This window comes from Kitasatospora sp. NPDC098652 (assembly GCF_044760155.1).
Taxonomy (GTDB): Bacteria; Actinomycetota; Actinomycetes; order Streptomycetales; family Streptomycetaceae; genus Kitasatospora.
On record NZ_JBIWAQ010000006.1, the window covers coordinates 20,299 to 39,313 of the forward strand.

Here is a 19,015-nt window from a genome sequence, read left to right on the forward strand (position 1 = left end):
CGCGTGAGTGACGGTCCGGACCCCGAGAGGCGTTCCGGGCCACCTCCATTTCCAGGGCTTTCTCCCCCTGTGACCTGCGCGTTCGCCGGCCCGCCAGATCAGCACCAGAGCCTCCGGAGGCCCCGCCTTGAGCGATCAGCCGTTCGCGCATCTGCACGTTCACACCGAGTACTCGATGCTGGACGGTGCCGCCCGGCTGAAGCAGATGTTCAAGGAGGTCGAGCGGCTGGGGCAGACCCACGTCGCGATGACCGACCACGGGAACATGTACGGCGCCGCCGAGTTCCACAAGCAGGCGACCGAGGCCGGGATCACCCCGGTGATCGGGATCGAGGCGTACGTCGCCCCCGAGTCCCGCTCCAACACCAAGCGCATCCTGTGGGGCCAGCCGCACCAGAAGCGGGACGACGTCTCCGCGTCCGGCGCGTACACCCACAAGACCATCTGGGCCCGGAACAAGGAGGGCCTGCACAACCTCTTCAAGCTGACCTCGCGCTCCTACTCCGAGGGCTGGCTGGTGAAGTGGCCCCGGATGGACAAGGAGCTGATCTCCGAGCTGTCCGGCGGCCTGATGGCCACCACCGGCTGCCCGTCCGGCGAGGTGCAGACCCGGCTGCGGCTGGGGCAGTTCGAGGAGGCGCTCAAGTCCGCGGCCGACTACCAGGACATCTTCGGCAAGGAGAACTACTTCCTGGAGCTGATGGACCACGGCCTGGAGATCGAGAAGCGGGTCCGCGACGGGCTGCTGGAGATCAGCCGGAAGCTGGACATCCCGCCGGTGGTCACCAACGACTCGCACTACACCACCGAGGCCGACGCCGGCGCCCACGACCTGCTGCTCTGCGTGCAGACCGGCAAGAACCTCTCGGACCCGGACCGCTTCCGCTTCGACGGCACCGGCTACTACATCAAGTCCGCCGCCGAGATGTACGCGCTGGACTCCTCGGACGCCTGGCAGGAGGGCTGCCGCAACAGCCAGCTACTCGTCGCCTCCCGGGTCGACACCGAGGGCATGTTCAAGTTCAAGAACCTGATGCCCCGGTTCCCGATCCCGGAGGGCTTCGAGTCCGAGGCGGACTTCTTCAAGTCCAAGGTCTGGGAGGGCATGGACTGGCGCTTCCCGAACGGGTACGACGAGGAGCACAAGAAGCTCGCCGAGTACGAGATGGACACCATCATCCAGATGGGGTTCCCGGCGTACTTCCTCGTGGTCGCCGACTTCATCATGTGGGCGAAGAGCCAGGGCATCGCGGTCGGCCCGGGTCGTGGTTCGGCGGCCGGTTCGCTGGTCGCCTACGCGATGGGCATCACCGACCTCGACCCGATCCCGCACGGCCTGATCTTCGAGCGCTTCCTCAACCCCGAGCGCATCTCCATGCCCGATGTCGACATCGACTTCGACGAGCGCCGGCGCGGTGACGTGATCCGGTACGTGACGGAGAAGTGGGGGTCCGACAAGGTCGCCATGATCGTCACCTACGGCACCATCAAGGCGAAGGCCGCCATCAAGGACTCCTCCCGGGTCCTCGGCTACCCGTACGCGATGGGCGACCGGATCACCAAGGCGATGCCGCCGGACGTCATGGGCAAGGGCATCCCGCTCTCCGGCATCACGGACAGCAGCCACCCCCGCTACAGCGAGGCGGGCGAGATCCGCGCACTGTACGAGAACGACCCGGACGTCCGGAAGGTCATCGACACCGCGCGCGGCATCGAGGGCCTGATCCGCCAGCCCGGCGTGCACGCGGCCGGCGTCATCATGTCCGCCGAGCCGCTGACCGACCACATCCCGGTCTGGACCCGGCACACCGACGGCGTCACCATCACGCAGTTCGACTACCCCACTTGCGAGGGCCTCGGCCTCCTCAAGATGGACTTCCTCGGCCTGCGCAACCTGACGATCATGGACGACGCCGTCAAGGCGATCGAGAAGAACAAGGGCATCAAGATCAACCTTCTTGAGCTGCCCCTCGACGACAAGCCGACCTACGAACTCCTCGCCCGCGGCGACACGCTCGGCGTCTTCCAGCTCGACGGCGGGCCGATGCGCTCGCTGCTGCGCCTGATGAAGCCCGACAACTTCGAGGACATCTCCGCCGTCCTCGCGCTGTACCGACCGGGCCCGATGGGCGTCAACTCCCACACCAACTACGCGCTGCGCAAGAACGGGCAGCAGGAGATCACCCCGATCCACCCGGAGCTGGAGAAGCCCCTGGAGGAGGTGCTCCGGCCCACCTACGGCCTGATCGTGTACCAGGAGCAGGTGCAGAAGGCCGCGCAGATCCTGGCCGGCTACTCGCTCGGCCAGGCCGACCTGCTGCGCCGCGCGATGGGCAAGAAGAAGAAGGAGATCCTGGAGGCGGAGTTCGTCCCCTTCCAGAAGGGCTGCCGCGAGCGCGGCTACTCCGACGCGGCCATCCAGGCGGTGTGGGACGTCCTCGTCCCCTTCTCCGGCTACGCGTTCAACAAAGCGCACACCGCCGGGTACGGGCTGGTCTCGTACTGGACGGCGTACCTCAAGGCCAACTACCCGGCCGAGTACATGTCCGGGCTGCTCACCTCCGTCAAGGACGACAAGGACAAGTCGGCGGTCTACCTCAACGAGTGCCGCAAGATGGGCATCCAGGTGCTGCCGCCGGACGTCAACGAGTCGGACTCGGACTTCACGCCGCACGGCAGCGACACCGTCCGGTTCGGCCTGACCGCCATCCGCAACGTCGGCGGGCCGGTGGTCGAGTCGATGATCCGCACCCGGAAGGCGAAGGGGAAGTTCAGTTCCTTCCCGGACTTCCTGGAGAAGGTGGAGTCGGTGGTCTGCAACAAGCGGACCGTCGAATCCCTCATCAAGGCCGGGGCGTTCGACTCCCTCGGGCACACCCGCAAGGGCCTGAGCGCGCAGTTCGAGCCGATGATCGACAACGTCGTCGGGGTGAAGCGCAAGGAGGCCGAGGGCCAGTTCGACCTGTTCGGCGGCGACACCGCCTCGGACGAGCCGAGCTTCGGGCTGGACGTGGTGTTCTCCGAGGAGGAGTGGGAGAAGTCCTTCCTGCTCACCCAGGAGCGGGAGATGCTCGGCCTGTACGTCTCCTCGCACCCGCTGCACGGCATCGAGCACGTGCTCGCCGACAAGGCGGACTGCGCGATCGCGGACCTCGCGGAGCGGCCGGACGGGACGATCGTCACCATCGGCGGCATCATCTCGGGCCTCCAGCGGAAGATGACCAAGCAGGGCAACGCCTGGGCGATCGCCACCGTCGAGGACCTGGCGGGCTCGATCGACTGCATGTTCTTCCCGGCCAGCTACCAGCTGGTCTCCTCCCAACTCGTCGAGGACGCCGTGGTGTTCGTGCGCGGCAAGCTGGACAAGCGGGAGGACGTGCCGCGGCTGATGGGCATGGAGCTGTCCGCCCCGGACCTGTCGAACGCCCACGCCGAGGCGCCGATCACCATCAACATCCCGACCGGGAAGGTCACCCCGCCGCTGGTCGCCCGGCTCAGCGAGGTGCTGACCCACCACAAGGGCACGACCGAGGTGCGGGTGCGGCTGGAGGGCCCCACCAAGACCACGGTGCTGAGGCTGGACCGGCACCGGGTGAAGTCCGACCCGGCACTGTACGGGGACTTGAAGCAGCTGCTCGGGCCGAGCTGCCTGGCGGTCTAGCAGAGGGGCTTGGGCAGCCGGGCGTTCGTCAGCCCCCGCTGCCCAGCCCCGGCGGGACGGCCGTGTGGAGGGCCGAGACGAAGGCCGAGATGGCCGGGTGGGAGCCCGCGCCGGCCCGGAAGGCGGCGCGGGTGCGGCGGTACATCGCCAGCCTGGTGAGGACCACGCCGGGCGGGGCCCCGGCGGTGCCCAGGTGGGGGACCAGGGCCACCCCCTGGCCCGCGGCGACCAGCGAGAGCACCGTGGTGAAGTCGTCGATCTGGTGCCGGATCCGGGGAGCGAAGCCCGCCGCCTCACAGGCGCGGACGGCCATGGTGTGGCAGAGCGTGCCCGGCGGGGAGGTGATCCACGGCGCGCCGCGCTGCTCGGCGAGCACCGCCGGGGTGCGGGCGGCCAGGTACATCGGCTCGGTGAAGACCGGGCGGGTCACGGCCAGGCCCGGTTCCGGGTCGGCCGGGACGAGGTCGTACTCGTGCACCAGCGCCACGTCCAGCTCGCCCGCGCGCAGCGCCGCGCCGACGGCCGCAGGGTCCACCTCGGTGACCATCGGCTCCAGGTCCGGGTGCCAGGAGGCCAGCCCGGCGAGCACCGCCGGGATGATCGCGCGGGCCGCCGAGGGGTAGGTGCCGATCCGCAGCGGACCGGCCAACCCCCGCTTGGCGTGGGCGAGTTCGGCGTCCGCCTGTTCCAGCAGGGCCAGTACGGATTCGGCGTGGCGGACCAGGCCCCGGCCGGCCGGGGTGAGGGTGACCCGCCGCCCGGTGCGCTCCAGCAGCGGGACGCCGGCCTCCTTCTCCAGGACGGACAGCTGCTGGGACACCGCGGAGGCGCTGAACGACAGCGCCTCGGCGACGGCCGCGATGGTGCCGAGGTGGGCGAGTTCGCGCAGCAGGCGCAGTCGTCGGACGTCGAGCATCGGCTCAGCTTACGAGAAGCGTCACACATGTGAACTGGACCCGGGCGATCGACGGGCCGCAGGATCGTCGGTATGGAACTCAAGGGCATCCACGTCCCCCTGGTCACCCCCTTCGCCGCCGACGGCTCCGTCGCCCTCGACGCGCTGGAGAAGCTCGCGCACGAGGTGCTGGACGCCGGGGCGGCCGGCCTGGTCGCGCTCGGCACCACCGGCGAGCCCGCCGCGCTCACCGCCGAGGAGCGGGACGCGGTGGTCGGCGTGGCCGCGGCCGCCTGCGCGGAGCGCGGGGCGCAGCTGACCGTCGGCGCCTCCGGCGGCGACACCCGGGCCGTCGGCGAGGCGCTGGCCGTGCTCGGCGCGCGGGTGCCGCGGGCGGCGGCGCTGGTCACCACGCCCGCCTTCGTCCGGGCCGGCGAGGCCGGGACGGTCGCGCACTTCCGGGCGCTGGCCGCGGGCAGCCCGCTGCCGCTGGTCGTCTACCACATCCCGTACCGCACCGGGCAGCAGCTCTCCACCGCCGCGCTGCGCGAACTGGCCGCGATCGACGGGGTGGTGGGCGTCAAGTACGCGACCGGCGGGCTGGACCAGGCGGCGGCCGAGCTGCTCGCCGACGCCCCGGCCGGGTTCGCCTTCCTCACCGGGGAGGACGCCTTCCTGTCGCCGATGCTGGCGCTGGGTGCGGCCGGCGGCATCCTCGCCTCCGCGCACCTGGCGACCGCCCGCTTCGTCGAGCTGTACGAGGCCTGGCGGGCCGGCGACGTCGAGCGGGCCCGGGAGCTGGGGCACCGGCTGACCGGGCTGGCGCTGTCCGCCTTCACGGCCCCGAACCCGACGGTGACCAAGGGCGTGCTGCACGCCCAGGGCCGGATCCCGACCCCGGACGTACGGCTGCCGCTGCTGCCGGCCGGGGAGGCGGAGGTCGCGGCCGCGCTGGCCCTCGCCAATGGTCTGGACCACTGAGGGTCGTCCGGGCCCCCTCTCACACCGTGGAATACCAGGTCGCCCCACCCGCGTGACAAGGCATGATGGGCAGAGTGCGGCTGTAGACAGCACCATGCAGAGGAGTAGTCGGAATGAAGATCGGCATTGTCGGTGCCACCGGCCAGGTCGGCGGCGTGGTCCGCGAGATCCTGGCGGAGCGGGCTGGTCGTGAAGGTGGACTGGGCCCGGTGGAGCAGCTGCGGCTGTTCGCCTCGGCCCGTTCGGCCGGGCGCACGCTGCCCTGGCAGGGCACCGAGGTCACCGTCGAGGACGCGGCCACGGCCGACTACACCGGCCTGGACATCGTGATCTTCTCGGCCGGCGGCTCCACCTCCAAGGCCCTGGCCCCCAAGGTCGCCGCCTCCGGCGCCGTCGTCATCGACAACTCCTCCGCCTGGCGCCGTGACCCCGAGGTCCCGCTGGTCGTCTCCGAGGTCAACCCGGAGGCCATCGCCGACCGGCCCAAGGGCATCATCGCCAACCCCAACTGCACCACCATGGCCGCCATGCCCGTGCTGCGCCCGCTGCACGAGGAGGCGGGGCTCGCCGCCCTGGTCGTCTCCACCTACCAGGCCGTCTCCGGCAGCGGCGTCGCCGGTGTCGCCGAGCTCCAGGACCAGGCCGCCAAGGTCGTGGACGGCGCCTCCGCGCTCGCCCACGACGGCTCCGCCGTCGAGTTCCCCGAGCCCAAGGTCTACCGGCGGCCGATCGCCTTCAACGTGGTGCCGCTGGCCGGCTCCATCGTCGAGGACGGCTCCAACGAGACCGACGAGGAGCAGAAGCTCCGCCACGAGAGCCGCAAGATCCTCGGCATCCCCGAGCTCAAGGTCGCCGGCACCTGCGTGCGCGTCCCGGTCTTCTCCGGCCACTCGCTCCAGATCAACGCCCGCTTCGAGCGCCCGATCAGCCCCGAGCGGGCCGCCGAGCTGCTCGCCGCCGCCCCCGGCGTCGAGCTGTCCGAGATCCCCACCCCGCTCCAGGCCGCCGGTCAGGACCCGAGCTACGTCGGCCGCATCCGGGTCGACGAGACGGTGGAGCACGGCCTGTCGCTGTTCGTCTCCAACGACAACCTGCGCAAGGGCGCCGCGCTCAACGCCGTCCAGCTCGCCGAGCTGGTCGCCGCCGAGCTCAAGGGCTGATCCGGGTCAACCCCGCGTGACGTTTGGCGGGCCCCGTCGTTGAACGGGGCCCGCCTTCGTGTTTCTTTGCGACTCATTGGGGCGGCTGTTGCGTGACCGGGACATCCGCCGAGGTTCGGGCCGCGAACCTGGGGGAAAAGGTGACCCAACGATCGGGCGGTCAGGGGCCCCCTCACCCCGCACGCCGGGTCGACGGGCGGACCGCCCACCCAGACCGACCTTCGAGGGCGAGCGGAAAGAGGTGCGCGGATGGACCGCTGTGTCGTCCTGGTGGATGCCGGATACCTGTTGGGTGCCGCCGCCAGCCTGCTCGCCGGAGACCCCTCCCGCTCCAAGGTCACCGTCGACCACACCGCGCTGATCAGCGCCCTGCGCGAACGCGCCGAGGCCGAGACCGGGCTGCCGCTGCTGCGGATCTACTGGTTCGACGCGGCCCCCGACCGCCGCCCGATGCCCGAGCACCGGCGGCTGCGGGTGCTGCCCCGCGTGACCGTGCGGCTGGGCGCCCTCACCCGGGCCGAGGGGCGCTGGGTGCAGAAGGGCGTCGACGCGGCGATGCACGCCGAACTCTCCGAACTCGCCCGTAACCGGGCCTGCGCGGACGTCGTCCTGATCACCGGCGACGGGGACCTGCTGCCCGGCATGATGACCGCCAAGGAGCACGGCGTGGCCGTGCACCTGTGGGCGTTGCAGGCCGCCGACGGGGACTTCAACCAGTCCGAGGACCTGGTCGGCGAGGCCGACGAGCGGCGGGTCCTGGACCGCGAGTGGATCGAGGGGTCCTTCTCGCTGCGCGACCACTCCACCGTCTTCCCGGCGCCCGGGACGGGCGGCGCCCGGCAGGAGATCGCCAAGATCCTCGCCGCCCCGCCGGCCCCGCTGCCCAGCGTGGTGCCCCCCGGCGTCCGGCCGGCCGCCGCCGAGGTAGCGCCCGAGGCGCCCGCCGCGAACGGGCGGCCCCAGCCGGCCGCCGCCCTGCGGGTGGTGCCCACCCCGAAGGACCTCGCCGGGCGGGTCTCGGCCGTCACCCCGATCACCGCGGCGGCGAACGGGCACGCCAACGGACACGCCAACGGACACGCCGCGGCCGGACAGGCCGCCAACGGGCAGCCGACCGGCGGACCGGTACTGCGCTGGTCCTCCGACCGGGGCTGGGTCGACCGGCCCGCCCCCGAGCCGTCCGTCACCGCCGGGGACGGCCTGCCCACGCTGGCCCAGCTCACCACCGCCGAACAGCGCTGGGCCGACCGCGAGGAGGACATCACCACCATCGGCGGCGACGCCCACGAGGTCGGGCAGGTCTTCGCCCGCCGCTGGAGCGACCGCCTCGGCGACCTCGAACGGCTCACCGTGCTCTGGCCCGACTACCCGCGCATCCCGCACCGGGTCGACGGCGAGCTGCTGCGCTACGCGGCCCGCTTCGGACTGCTCGCCCACAAGGACGACCAGATCGACGAGCACGACCGCTACGCCATCCGGGCGGGGTTCTGGAAGGAACTGGCGGCCCGGGTCCCGGGCGGGTCGATGGTGGTGGACGACTGACGCGTCCCGGCGGCCTCCGGCGACCGGCCCCCGGCGACCGGCCCCCGGCGACCGGCCCCCGTTGTCCGGTTCGCCCGTGTGAGCGCGTAAAGTCTCCGGTCGTGGAAGAGACGGCCGGGCGAGCACCCCAGGACACCCCCGCGCCGTGCGTGGCCGTACGCGATCTGGTCCGGACCTACCGCACCGGGCGCGGCGCCGCCGCCACCGAGATCCGGGCCAACGACGGGATCAGCCTGACCGTCCGCGAGGGCGAGGTGTTCGGGCTGCTCGGGCCCAACGGCGCCGGGAAGTCCACGCTCGTCCGCCAGCTCACCGGCCTGCTGCGGCCGGACTCCGGCACCGTCGAACTCCTCGGGCACGACATCGTGCGGCACCCGGAGCGGGCCGCCCGGCTGCTCGGCTACCTCGGGCAGGAATCCACCGCGCTGGACGAGCTGACCGTCGCACTGGCCGCCGAGACCACCGGACGGCTGCGCGGGCTCTCGCGCACGGCCGCCCGCGGCGCGGCCGCGGAGGTGCTCACCGAACTCGGGCTGGAGCCGATCGCCGGCCGACCGCTGGCCAAGCTGTCCGGCGGGCAGCGGCGGCTCGCCTGCTTCGCGGCCACCCTGGTGGGGGAGCGGCCGCTGCTCGTTCTGGACGAACCCACCACCGGCATGGACCCGGTCGCCCGGCGGGCCGTCTGGTCGGCCGTCGACCGGCGGCGGGCCGAGCACGGGACGACGGTGCTGCTGGTCACCCACAACGTGATCGAGGCGGAGACCGTGCTCGACCGGGTCGCCGTGATCGACGAGGGCCGGGTGATCGCCTGCGACACGCCCGGCGGGCTCAAGGCCCTGGTGGACGGCGACGTCCGGCTCGACCTGGTCTGGCGGGACGAGGCGCCGATCGGCGTCCCCGCCGTCGCCGAACTGGCCGCGCGCGCCGAACGCACCGGGCGCCGCTGGACCGTCCGCACCACCCCCGAGCAGGCCCGCGAACTGGTCGCCGCCGTCACCACCGGCCCGGCCTTCGCCGCCCTCGACGACTTCACCCTCGCCACCCCGAGCCTTGAGGACGCCTACCTCAAGCTGGGCGGCCGCCACGGAGGACTGGCCAAGTGACGCTGCTCTCGGTGCCCCCGCGGACCGGCCGGGCCACGGCCGGCGCCGCCCCGCTCGCCCCCGCCGCCCGGCTGCTGCCCGCCCTGGCCGCGGTGTACCGGGCGCAGCTCACCCGGGCGAAGGTCGCGCGGATCCCGCTGCTGTTCGTGGCCACCTTCCAGTCCGTCGGCATCCTGGTGATGATGCGGGGCGTCGTGGACGGCGGGCAGACCTCGGCGGCGCGGTCGGTGGTCGCCGGGTCGAGCGTGCTGGTGGTGGCGTTCGTCGCGCTCAACCTGCTGGCCCAGTACTTCGGGAAGCTCCGCGCCACCGGCGGCCTCGACCACTACGCGACCCTGCCCGTCCCGGCCGCCTCGGTGGTGCTCGGCGCGGCCGCCGCGTACGCCTCGTTCACGCTGCCCGGCACGCTCGTCACGGCCGGCATCGGCGCGGTGATGTTCGGGCTGCCGCTCGGGCAGCTGTGGGTGCTGCTCGCCGTGGTACCGCTCGCCGGGGCGGCGCTGTCCGGGCTGGGCGCGGCCTGCGGGCTGCTGGCGCCGCGGCAGGAGATCGCGACGATGCTGGGGCAGCTCGGCATGTCGGCGGCGCTGCTGCTCGGGGTGCTGCCGGTCGACCACCTGCCGCAGCCGGTGCTGTGGCTGCGCGACCTGCTGCCGTCGACGTACGGGGTGGAGGCGTTCGCGCGGACCTTCGCGCCGGATCCGGACTGGGGCATGGTGCTGGCCGACCTCGGGGTGTGCGCAGGGGTGGGCGTGGTGTCGCTGGCCCTGGCCACCTGGGCGTACCGGCGGGCCGTCGCGCGGTAGGGCGTTGCCGCGGGTGGGTTCGGCGGATCCTGCCGGGGCTGCGGTGCGGTCTGCGGTGCGGTGGGCGGTGCGGCCGTTCGGACGGGCGTCGTGAAACGATGGGACCCGTGACCGTACCGAACACACCTCCGGAACCCGCCCGCGCCGATGTGCCGGCCGAGCCGGGAGCCGTACCCGACCCGTTCGCACCGCCGCCGGCCTCCGACCAGGAGCCGCCCGCTGGCCTGCCCACGGCGCCGCCCGCGGGCGGGCACCGGGTGCCGGACGAGCTGCGGATCGGCGCCGGGGTGGTGCTGGTGTGCCTGTTGGCCGGACTGGTGATGGCCGGGCTGTGGGCCTGGCTGGCGCCCAAGGTGCCGCTGGTCGTGGACGGCGACCGGATCCTGTACGTCGACCCCGAGGGCGAGCAGCGGGCCGGCGCCGACGCGGTGTTTGTGCTGATCGGGCTGGGCGCCGGCATCCTCACCGCGCTCGGGGCCTTCCTGGTGACCCGCAAGCGCGGCGGCGGGATCTCGGTCGCGCTGGGGCTGGCGATCGGCGGACTGCTCGGCTCGTACGGGGCCTGGAAGCTCGGCCGCTGGCTCGGGCCGAGCGACAACCTGATCGGCGAGGCCCGGCGGGTCGGCAACGGCGGGCACTTCGACGCGAGCATCGACCTGGGGGCGATGGGGGCGCTGCTGGTGTGGCCGATGGTGGCGATGGTGGTGCTGCTGGCGCTGTCGGCGGCGTTCGGGAAGCGGGAGGAGGACCCGCCGCCGTACTGGGGGGTGCCGGCCGGGTCGTACGGGGACCCGGCGGGGCCTCCTGCGGAGGTCGCTCCGGTGGACGCCGGGCCGGTCGCCCCGGTGGACGCCGCTCCGGCGCCGGAGGACCGGCGGCAGGGCTGAGCCCTTGAGCGGGGCGCAGGGGCGCCGGGCCGGGTACCGGTCGCAGCGCCCCGCCCCGCGCAGTTCCCCGCGCCCCCCTTGGCGGTTTCCAGGGGTCGCTGCTCCTCAGCGGGCGATCGGGGCGGTGCGGGCGCGGGTGAGGGCGATGAGGTCGGCGGGGGCCAGTTCCACTTCGAGGCCGCGGCGGCCCGCCGACACGTAGACGGTGGGGTGGGTCAGGGCGCTGGCGTCGACCACGGTGCGCAGCGGACGGCGCTGGCCGAGCGGGGAGATGCCGCCGAGGACGTAGCCGCTGCTGCGTTCGGCGGCGGCCGGGTCGGCCATCGCGGCGCGCTTGCCGCCGACGGCCGTGGCCAGGGCCTTGAGGTCGAGCTGGCCGGCGACCGGGACGACGCCGACGGTGAGGGTGCCGTCCACGTCGGCGACCAGGGTCTTGAAGACCCGCTCGGCGGCCACGCCCAGGGCCTCGGCGGCCTCGCCGCCGTAGGAGGCGGCGGCCGGGTCGTGCGCGTAGGCGTGGACGGTGTACGGGACGGCGGCGGTCTCCAGGGCGACGGTGGCGGGCGTGCCCTGGCCGCCCTTCTTCGGCTTCTTGGCCATGCGCGGGTGCCTCGGGTCGGTGGGGTCAGTTGGGGCTGAACGACTGGCGGGTGAGGTCCACCGCGGGCAGCGAGGGCAGCCAGCTGAGCACCGCGCTCTCGCGGCGCAGCAGGTCGAGTTCGATGCGCAGCCGCTGGGCGGTGTCGGGGCAGGCGAGCAGCCGCTGCTTGACCGGGGTCTCGAAGACCGAGGCGGCGGCGACCAGGTAGGAGAGCACCTGGGGGTCGTCGGGCAGCTGCTGGCGGCCGTGGGTGCTGGCCTCGCGGGCGCCCGCCAGGCGCTTCTGGTAGACCCGGAAGGCCCGCTCGACCTCGGCGGCGAGGGCGCCGGAGCCCTCGCCGGGGCGCTCCTCGACCGGCTCGATCTCACCCGTCAGGTACGGGCCGCCGACGTCGACCGAGCTGAGCCGGAACCGGGTGGTGCCGGTGACCAGCAGCTCGTAGCGGCCGTCGGGCTGGGGCTGGACGGAGGAGACGTCGGCGACGCAGCCGATGTGGTAGACCGCCTCCAGCGGGTCCCCGGTGACGGTGCCCAGGCCGTCGAGCGGCCCGGCCGGGCCGTCCTCGGCGGGGCGGACCGGGGCGACCTCGCGGCCGTCCTTGATGGCGAGCACGCCGAAACGGCGCGGCTCGTCCTCGGGCTGTTCGAGCAGGTCGGCGACGAGACGGCGGTAGCGCTCCTCGAAGACGTTCAGGGGCAGCACGAGGCCCGGGTAGAGCACGGTGTTCAGCGGGAAGAGCGGCAGCCGTTCTGTCACGGCGGACAGCGTAGTTCCCCGGGCCCCCACCGTGTCGCGCGGTCAACCCCTCGGCCCCGATCGCCGGGCACCCCGGAGGCCCCGGCCGACGGGTTCAGCCGCGCTGGAGAGCGATCATGCACACCCGACCGCCGAGGAGTCGGCTCCTTGGCTGCGGGTCGTATTCAAGCGACAGCGAAGGCTGTGCCCGCGCAGGGCTGCGCGGGCACGGGCGGCGCCGCCGGGCGTGGCACTGACGCCACTGCCGAGCGCGGGGGTCCTGGCGTCGCCGAGGCCTGCGCAGCGGCGGCAGATGCCGGGGCGGGGCACCGGATCGTGGCACTTGGTGCACATCGTTCGCGACAGCTGGTGGAGTCCGGCCGGCGACACCATCTGGACCGGCTGACCCCAGGCCGGCGTGCATGGCCGCTCAGCTGGCCATGGCCAGCTCCGTGCGTGCCCGCTGCAGCAGGTCCCGAACCGCCGGCTCCTTCGGCCAGCGCCGCAACTCCGTCGTGTAGTCCCGCACGTAGTCCCGCGCCCGCGTCGACTGCACCCGCGCGAGGATGTCGACCGCCCGGTGCCCCATCGCTACGCCTTCCTCGAGGCTGCCGCCCTGCAGGTGCACCGTTCCGAGCACCGTGAGGCGTAGCCCGACCGAGCGGGCGAAAGAGCCCTCGGGCATCGCGTCGGCGTGCCGGTTCCACGTGAACGCCGCCTTCGGGTTGCCGAGGTCCCGCCACACCTCGACCGCATCCGATGCGAGCCGGGTGTGGGTCATGTAGCTGATCCACTCCGGATCGTCGTCGGGCCGGGCACGGCCGAGGAGCGTCTCCGCCTCCGACAGGGCGCGCGACGCCGCCCGCGGGTCCCGTGACCGGCCGTGCGCCCGGGCCTCGACCATCTTTGCGAACGCCAGCACCCGCGGGCTCGCCGACCCCTTTGCGCGCTCGTAGCCGCCCTGGACCATGTCGATGGCCTCGCTCGGGTAGCCGCGCAGGACGGCCTGCAGCGCCATCGTGGACATCACGTGGCTGCCGACCTCGGTGTCGCCGGCCGCGCGGGCGAGCGCGAGGGCCTGGATGAAGTGCCGCTGCGCGGCGTCGTGCTGGCCCATGTCCAGCGCGGCCCAGCCGACGACCCGGGCGAGCTCGGCGGTCACGCAGTACAGCTCGGCGCCGATCTTCTCCGGGTAGGTGCCGACCAACAGCGGGCTCGCGCGGTGCCGGAGGCAGTCCGCGACGCTGCTGGAGCGCCAGCTGCCGCCGCCGTACTTCGAGTCCCAGGAGCGGGCCTCGCTCGCGGCCTGCCACAGTTCCTCCAGGTCCGCGCGGCCGACCTGGAGGCTGCCACGGTGCCCAGGGAGCGGCGCGGAAGGCCGGACCAGCCAGCGGGTGACCGGGGTGGTGTAGGCAGCGACGGCGAACGCACCGCCGATGAAGTCGCGTCGGTGCACGGTGCTCCAGAAGTTCGCGGCGTTGCGCACGGCGTCGCCGGCGTCTCTGGGGAAATCCAACCCCATCGCGGCCGGGTCAGCAGGGAGGCCAGCCATACCCATCTCCGTAAGGGTGACAGGCCGTCCGAGGCGTTCTCCCAGCGCAACGGCGATGAGTTCGGGCGCCGGGGCGTCGGGGATCATGCCCTTGTCCACCCAGTTGCCGACACTCGTGTGGGTGTATGCGCGCGGCTGACCGCGCTGCGCGGAGAGCTCGTTCACCCGCTGCGCGAGGCCCTTGCGGCTGCGGCCGCTCGCGGCCAGGAGCGCGCCGAGACGGTGGTTCGGTTCGCGGGTCCTGCGTGGTGCCGGCGCCATGAGGGGTCTCCTGCCTGCCGGTGGCCGGGCTTCGAGGGTAGGCCCGCAGGCAGCAACATCGTTACCGCTTCTGCGCTTTGTGGGCCCCCTCTGTGTGCCTGCCGGGCACCACCCTTCCGGGAGTGTTCTGGAAGCCGGTCGGACCGCTCCTCGCGACAGGGCAGGGCGGCCGTCCCCCGGAATGGAGGCGCGCATGCGCCAGCTGCTTGTCACCGGCGGTGCCGGTTTCATCGGATCCCACTTCGTCAAGCGGATGCTTGCCGCCGACGACGTCGAGCGGATCACCGTCCTCGACGCCCTCACGTACGCGGGCAACCTGGACAACCTGGGTTCGGCGCTCGACTCGCCGAAGCTCACGTTCGTCCACGGTGACATCCTCGACACCACGCTCGTCACCGACCTGATGGCCCAGCACACCGCGGTCGTGCACTTCGCCGCCGAGTCCCACGTCGACCACAGCTTCGCCGACGCCGGGGCGTTCGCGGCGACGAACGTGCTGGGCACCCAGCGGCTCCTGGAGGCCGCGGCCAAGGCCGAGGTGTCCAAGTTCGTCCACGTGTCCACCGACGAGGTCTACGGGCCGCTCCTGGACGGTGCCGCGACCGAGGACGCGCCGCTGCGCCCGACGGTCCCCTACGCCGCGAGCAAGGCCGCGTCGGACCTTGTCGCCCTGTCGTACGCGGTCACGTTCGGGCTGCCGGTGTGCGTCACCCGCTCCTCGAACAACTACGGGCCCGGCCAGCACCCGGAGAAGGTCATCCCCCGGTTCATCTCCGCCCTGATGCGGGGCGACAAGGTCACTGTTCACGGGCAGGGTCAGCACGTGCGGAACTGGCTGCACGTCGAGGACAACTGCGCCGGCGTCGAGCTCGTGCTGCGCGACGGCATGCCCGGCGAGGCCTACAACCTCGGCCTCGGGACGGATCTGACGAACCGGGAGCTGACGGCGCGCCTTCTGCGGGCCTGCGAAGCGGACTGGAGCCGCGTGGTGTACGTCCCGGATCGGACCGCGAACGACCTGCGGTACGCGATGGACTGCGCCAAGGCCGAACAGCTCGGCTACCGGCCGCGCCGCTCTCTCGATGACGGTCTCGCCGAGACCGTCGCCTGGTACCAGCACCACCCGGACCGCTGGGCCCCGCAGGCCCGCAGCCCGCAGCCCCCGGTGCCCGCCGTCCACGTCACGGCCCCGAGCCCGGAGCGTGACCGTGTCCGATGACCAGTTGCCCCAGAACGCGCTGCTCGTGCTCGGTGCATCGGAGGAGCACATCCCTCTCTACCAGGAGGCGGGACGCCGAGGAATCCCGACCATCGCTGTCGATATGCGCTCGGACGCCCCCGCGTTCCCCTTCGCCGATGCGGCCATGAAGGTCTCCACCCGGGACGCGGGTGCCATCACCGAAGCGCTGGGCGACACGCGGCCCGTAGGGATCGTGGCCGGTGCGAGCGACGCTGCGCTGCTCACCTGGCGAGTCCTGGGCCTGCGCTACGGCATGACCTACGTATACCCGGAGGCGGCCTTGGCGGGCCTCGACAAGGCCGCCTTTCACAGGGTTGTCGCGTCCTGCGGTGTCGCCGGGTACGGGTGGGTCGCGTCAGACGACCCGGGGGAGGTCGCCGCGAAGGCGGCAGAGTTGCGTTTCCCCCTCATGGTCAAGCCGGTGGACGGATCGGGCAGCAAGGGTGTCACCCGTGTCACTCACCCTGACGGCCTCCCTGCCGCCATCGCCCGTGCGCGCGCCTACTCCGCTTCTCGGACCGTGATCGCCGAGGAATTCATCCACGGGCGACAGTTGACCATCGATCTCTTCCTCCGCGACGGCAAGTCGCTCATGACCTGCATCAAGGATCAACACCTTGTGCCCGGGAGAAGCGTCGTCAGGCGGATCAGCACGGCGCAACTCTCCCCGGCGGAACACCGCCACCTTGAAGGAGTCGCCGAGCGGCTGTGCCGTGCGCTGGGCATCGTCAACGGGCCCGCGAACTTCGACCTCGTCCTTGGCGAGGACGGCCAGGGCCGCGTCGTCGAAGCCAACCCGCGCCTGAGCGGGGACAGCATCCCGCGCCTGCACGAGGCGGCCTACGGCGTCAACGTCGTGGGCGCGCTCGTCGCACTCGCGCTCGGTGAGCCGTTCGACGCCTATCTGAGGCCGACGCGCAACGCGCACGCAGGCGTGGAACTGCTCGGCTCCCCCCTTGACGTGGAAGGCGAACTCGCCACTTGGGAGGGGGTCGCCGAGGCCCGCAACGTCCCGGGTGTCACCGGTATCGAGCTGTACGCCAAGCTCGGAGACCCTGTGCACCCGCATGACCAGTCCGGCCACAAGATCGGCATGATCACCGCCGCCGGACCGTCGCCCGCAGACGTGTCCGTGGCCCTGGACAAGGCCAGCTCACTGCTCCGACCGATCATCCGACCGACCCGGGAGTTGTCGTGATCACCCCGTCGCGGCCCGACGCCGCACGCAACGCCAGCCCGTACCTGTACGGGACGGAACTGGAGGCCGTGGGGCGCGTCCTGGCTGACGGCCAGTACGGGCACACCGCCGTCACCGAGCAGTTCGAGCAGGAGGTCGCCCGGTTCCTCGGTGTCCCGGACGCCGTGGCCACCGCCTCCGGCACGGCCGCGCTGCACTGCGCCCTGCTGGCTGCCGGGGTCGGCGCGGGGGACGAGGTGATCGTGCCGTCCATGACGTTCTGCGCCACTGTCCAGGCGATCCGCGCCGTGGACGCGGTCCCCCGCTTCGTTGAGGTCAACCCCGACACCCTGTGCGTGGAGGCCGCCACGGTCATGGCCGCCGTGACCGACCGCACGCATGCAGTGCTGCCGGTGCTGTACGGCGGCCGGGCCGTGGATCTGGGCGAGGCCTACGGCACCCTCCACGAGCGCGGCATCGCCGTGATCGAGGACGCGGCGCACGCCTTCGGCTCGCACCTGAACCACCGGCGCGTCGGCGCGACCGGAGCCCTGACGTGCTTCTCGTTCGGGCCCATCAAGAACCTCACCTGCGGTCAGGGCGGCATGGTCATCCCGCGCAACCCCGGCGAGGCCGACTTCCTACGCGGCGTGCGGATGCTCGGTGTGGTGCAGTCCCAGGCCGAACGCCAGGCCATCACCACCTACAGCGTGGAGGGTTTCGGGCTGCGGTACCAGATGTCCGCCATCAACGCCGCCATCGGCCTCGCGCAGCTGCGCCGCTTCGCCGAGACGGAGAAGACCCGGCGGGAGCTGTGGGTCGCCTACCGCGACGCGCTGCGCGGCATCCCGGGGGCGGAGCTGGTGGACGTGGACGTGACCCGCACGGTGCCGCACCTGTGCGTGGTCCGGGTGCCGCACCGCGAGGACGTGTTCCGGATGATGAAGTCCCGGGGCATCGCGGTGGGCGTCCACTACCCGCCCAACCACCTGCAGACAGCCTTCAAGCCCTGGCGCCGGCCGCTGCCGGTCACCGAGAAGGTCAGCGAGGAGATCCTGAGCCTGCCGTTCCACCAGCACCTCACCGAGACCGACATCGACCGGGTGATGGACTCACTCGAACAGGCCCTCACATCGGCGGGAGGACCGTGATGCGCAAGACCTTGACCGTGTGCCTCGGCAACAGCCCTGCACACCGGACGCCGACGTCCCGGGCCTGCTGATTAGGCGGAGGCGGCGGACAGCAGCACGTCGACCAGGCGCTCGGCGGCGTCGGGGCGGCCCAGCTGCCGGGCCTGGTCGGCGATCTGCCCCCGCAGCCCGGGGTCGGCGAGGAGCGGCCCGATCGCGCCTTGCAGCATGGTGGCGTTGACCTCTCCGGTCAGCGCCACCGCTGCGCGTCGCTGCTGCAGGTGCATCGCGTTCTGGGCCTGCTCGTTGCCGGCCGACGTCGCGAGCGGCACGAGCACGGCGGCCTTGCCCAGGGCGGTGAGCTCGGCGATCGTTCCGGCGCCGCTGCGGGACAGGACGACGTCGGCCAGCGCCAGCACGTCGGGGAGCTCGGGGCCGACGTAGCCGGTCAGGCGGTAGCGGGCGGCCAGGTCCGGCGACAGGGCGTGCACCGTCGCGCTGAGGGCGTCGAGGTTCGCGGGCCCGCACTGATGGATCACGTTCGCCCGCGAGAGGAGCCACGGAAGGGTGTCCCGCACCAGTTCGTTGATCTGCTGCGAGCCCTGGGCGCCGCCGGTCACGTACACGGTCGGCAGCCCGGAGGCGAAGGAGTGCAGACCGAGCGCGTCGACCGCCTTCCGGGCGTGGCCGGCCAGCACCTCGGGCCGGACCGGGTTGCCCGTCACCATCGTGGTGCCGCGCACCGACTCCGGCAGAAGTTCGAGGGTGGCCTCCGAGGAGACCGCGAACCTGGTGGCCGCGCGCGCGAGCGACCGGTTCGCCAGCCCGAGCCGCACAGTCTGCTCGTGAACGACCAGCGGCCTGCGGCACATCTTCGCCGCCAGACCGACCGGCACCGCCACGTACCCGCCGGTGGCGAGGACGACGTCCGGCCTGAAGTCGGCGACGATCGCGCGGGCCTGGGCCACGCCGAGCGGGACGCGGCTCATGTCGCGCACGTTCGCGGGCGACACGAGCTTGAGGGGGTTGGACGAGCGCCGGACCTTGCCCGTCGCGACCGCGCGAAAGGGGATGCCCTCGCCGGCGGCGACGCGGTTCTCCAGGCCACCGTCGACGCCGACCCACAGCACCTCCAGCGCGCGGCCGGCCGCGGCGAGCCGAGCCTGGAGGGTCCGGACCGCGGTCAGGGCCGGGTACGTGTGACCGCCGGTGCCGCCTCCGGTCACGATCAGCCGGAACGGCTCGCTGCTGCGCTGCGTCACGGGGCGCTTCCTCTGTTCGCGG

15 protein-coding genes are annotated in these 19,015 nt (G+C 72.6%); 10 read left to right on the forward strand and 5 right to left on the reverse strand.

All coding sequences use genetic code 11. From position 1 onward, the window contains the following. Positions 1-127 precede the first annotated feature (127 nt). A complete protein-coding gene (gene dnaE, locus ACIQWA_RS15505) occupies positions 128-3,661 on the forward strand; it encodes a DNA polymerase III subunit alpha (protein WP_402482501.1) in 3,534 nt (1,177 codons plus the stop codon). Positions 3,662-3,689: 28 nt separating this feature from the next. Here the strand turns inward: dnaE and ACIQWA_RS15510 are convergent, their stop codons facing one another. After that, entirely contained in the window at positions 3,690-4,577 is an 888-nt protein-coding gene (locus ACIQWA_RS15510) for a LysR family transcriptional regulator (RefSeq protein WP_360244420.1), read from the reverse strand. 72 nt (positions 4,578-4,649) lie between these two features. On the opposite strand from ACIQWA_RS15510, the gene ACIQWA_RS15515 reads away from it, so the two are divergent. The 6 genes from ACIQWA_RS15515 (at position 4,650) to ACIQWA_RS15540 (ending at position 11,035) form a co-directional block, all read left to right on the forward strand. Next, the gene (locus ACIQWA_RS15515; protein ID WP_402482503.1) at positions 4,650-5,537 is read left to right on the forward strand and encodes a dihydrodipicolinate synthase family protein; all 888 of its coding nucleotides are present in this window, start codon (positions 4,650-4,652) and stop codon (positions 5,535-5,537) included. 113 nt (positions 5,538-5,650) lie between these two features. Then, the gene (locus ACIQWA_RS15520) at positions 5,651-6,697 is read left to right on the forward strand and encodes an aspartate-semialdehyde dehydrogenase (protein ID WP_402482506.1); all 1,047 of its coding nucleotides are present in this window, start codon (positions 5,651-5,653) and stop codon (positions 6,695-6,697) included. 249 nt (positions 6,698-6,946) lie between these two features. Beyond that, positions 6,947-8,239 carry an NYN domain-containing protein gene (locus ACIQWA_RS15525; RefSeq protein ID WP_402482509.1) on the forward strand — a complete coding sequence of 431 codons (1,293 nt, stop codon included), beginning with the start codon at positions 6,947-6,949 and terminating at the stop codon, positions 8,237-8,239. A gap of 101 nt (positions 8,240-8,340) precedes the next feature. Beyond that, positions 8,341-9,342, forward strand: a complete 1,002-nt coding sequence (locus ACIQWA_RS15530; RefSeq protein ID WP_402482512.1) for an ABC transporter ATP-binding protein — start codon at positions 8,341-8,343, stop codon at positions 9,340-9,342. Continuing rightward, a complete protein-coding gene (locus tag ACIQWA_RS15535; protein ID WP_402482514.1) occupies positions 9,339-10,148 on the forward strand; it encodes an ABC transporter permease in 810 nt (269 codons plus the stop codon). Before ACIQWA_RS15530 ends, ACIQWA_RS15535 begins: the two co-directional genes overlap by 4 nt. 107 nt (positions 10,149-10,255) lie before the next feature. Continuing rightward, on the forward strand, positions 10,256-11,035 hold the full coding sequence (locus ACIQWA_RS15540; RefSeq protein WP_402482517.1) for a hypothetical protein: 780 nt from the start codon (positions 10,256-10,258) through the stop codon (positions 11,033-11,035). 105 nt (positions 11,036-11,140) lie between these two features. On the opposite strand, the gene ybaK is transcribed toward ACIQWA_RS15540, so the two are convergent. From ybaK to ACIQWA_RS15555, 3 genes are all read right to left on the reverse strand, one after another. Next, positions 11,141-11,635 carry a Cys-tRNA(Pro) deacylase gene (gene ybaK / locus ACIQWA_RS15545; protein WP_380407525.1) on the reverse strand — a complete coding sequence of 165 codons (495 nt, stop codon included), beginning with the start codon at positions 11,633-11,635 and terminating at the stop codon, positions 11,141-11,143. A 25-nt stretch (positions 11,636-11,660) separates the two neighbouring features. Then, positions 11,661-12,401: an LON peptidase substrate-binding domain-containing protein gene (locus tag ACIQWA_RS15550; RefSeq protein WP_402483300.1), complete on the reverse strand. Its 741-nt coding sequence runs from the start codon at positions 12,399-12,401 to the stop codon at positions 11,661-11,663. Between the two features lie 400 nt (positions 12,402-12,801). Then, a complete protein-coding gene (locus tag ACIQWA_RS15555; protein ID WP_402482520.1) occupies positions 12,802-14,184 on the reverse strand; it encodes a sporulation protein in 1,383 nt (460 codons plus the stop codon). 193 nt (positions 14,185-14,377) lie between these two features. Here ACIQWA_RS15555 and rfbB point away from each other — a divergent pair, with 193 nt between their 5' ends. From rfbB to ACIQWA_RS15570, 3 genes are read left to right on the forward strand one after another with little or no spacing between them, the layout of a single operon-like run. Beyond that, entirely contained in the window at positions 14,378-15,403 is a 1,026-nt protein-coding gene (gene rfbB / locus ACIQWA_RS15560; RefSeq protein WP_402482523.1) for a dTDP-glucose 4,6-dehydratase, read from the forward strand. Then, positions 15,393-16,622 carry an ATP-grasp domain-containing protein gene (locus ACIQWA_RS15565; RefSeq protein WP_402482525.1) on the forward strand — a complete coding sequence of 410 codons (1,230 nt, stop codon included), beginning with the start codon at positions 15,393-15,395 and terminating at the stop codon, positions 16,620-16,622. Before rfbB ends, ACIQWA_RS15565 begins: the two co-directional genes overlap by 11 nt. After that, positions 16,619-17,752 carry a DegT/DnrJ/EryC1/StrS family aminotransferase gene (locus ACIQWA_RS15570; RefSeq protein WP_402482527.1) on the forward strand — a complete coding sequence of 378 codons (1,134 nt, stop codon included), beginning with the start codon at positions 16,619-16,621 and terminating at the stop codon, positions 17,750-17,752. Before ACIQWA_RS15565 ends, ACIQWA_RS15570 begins: the two co-directional genes overlap by 4 nt. 71 nt (positions 17,753-17,823) lie before the next feature. Here ACIQWA_RS15570 and ACIQWA_RS15575 read toward each other — a convergent pair whose 3' ends face one another. Next, positions 17,824-18,993 carry a UDP-N-acetylglucosamine--N-acetylmuramyl-(pentapeptide) pyrophosphoryl-undecaprenol N-acetylglucosamine transferase gene (locus ACIQWA_RS15575; protein WP_402482530.1) on the reverse strand — a complete coding sequence of 390 codons (1,170 nt, stop codon included), beginning with the start codon at positions 18,991-18,993 and terminating at the stop codon, positions 17,824-17,826. Positions 18,994-19,015: the final 22 nt, after the last annotated feature.

Bases quoted from the DNA above. Each gene is read 5' to 3' on its own strand.
- rfbB (WP_402482523.1), top strand. From the start codon at position 14,378: ATGCGCCAGCTGCTTGTCACCGGCGGTGCCGGTTTCATCGGATCCCAC.
- ACIQWA_RS15525 (WP_402482509.1), top strand. From the start codon at position 6,947: ATGGACCGCTGTGTCGTCCTGGTGGATGCCGGATACCTGTTGGGTGCC.
- ACIQWA_RS15510 (WP_360244420.1), bottom strand. From the start codon at position 4,577: ATGCTCGACGTCCGACGACTGCGCCTGCTGCGCGAACTCGCCCACCTC.
- ACIQWA_RS15555 (WP_402482520.1), bottom strand. From the start codon at position 14,184: ATGGCGCCGGCACCACGCAGGACCCGCGAACCGAACCACCGTCTCGGC.
- ybaK (WP_380407525.1), bottom strand. From the start codon at position 11,635: ATGGCCAAGAAGCCGAAGAAGGGCGGCCAGGGCACGCCCGCCACCGTC.
- ACIQWA_RS15515 (WP_402482503.1), top strand. From the start codon at position 4,650: ATGGAACTCAAGGGCATCCACGTCCCCCTGGTCACCCCCTTCGCCGCC.
- ACIQWA_RS15520 (WP_402482506.1), top strand. From the start codon at position 5,651: ATGAAGATCGGCATTGTCGGTGCCACCGGCCAGGTCGGCGGCGTGGTC.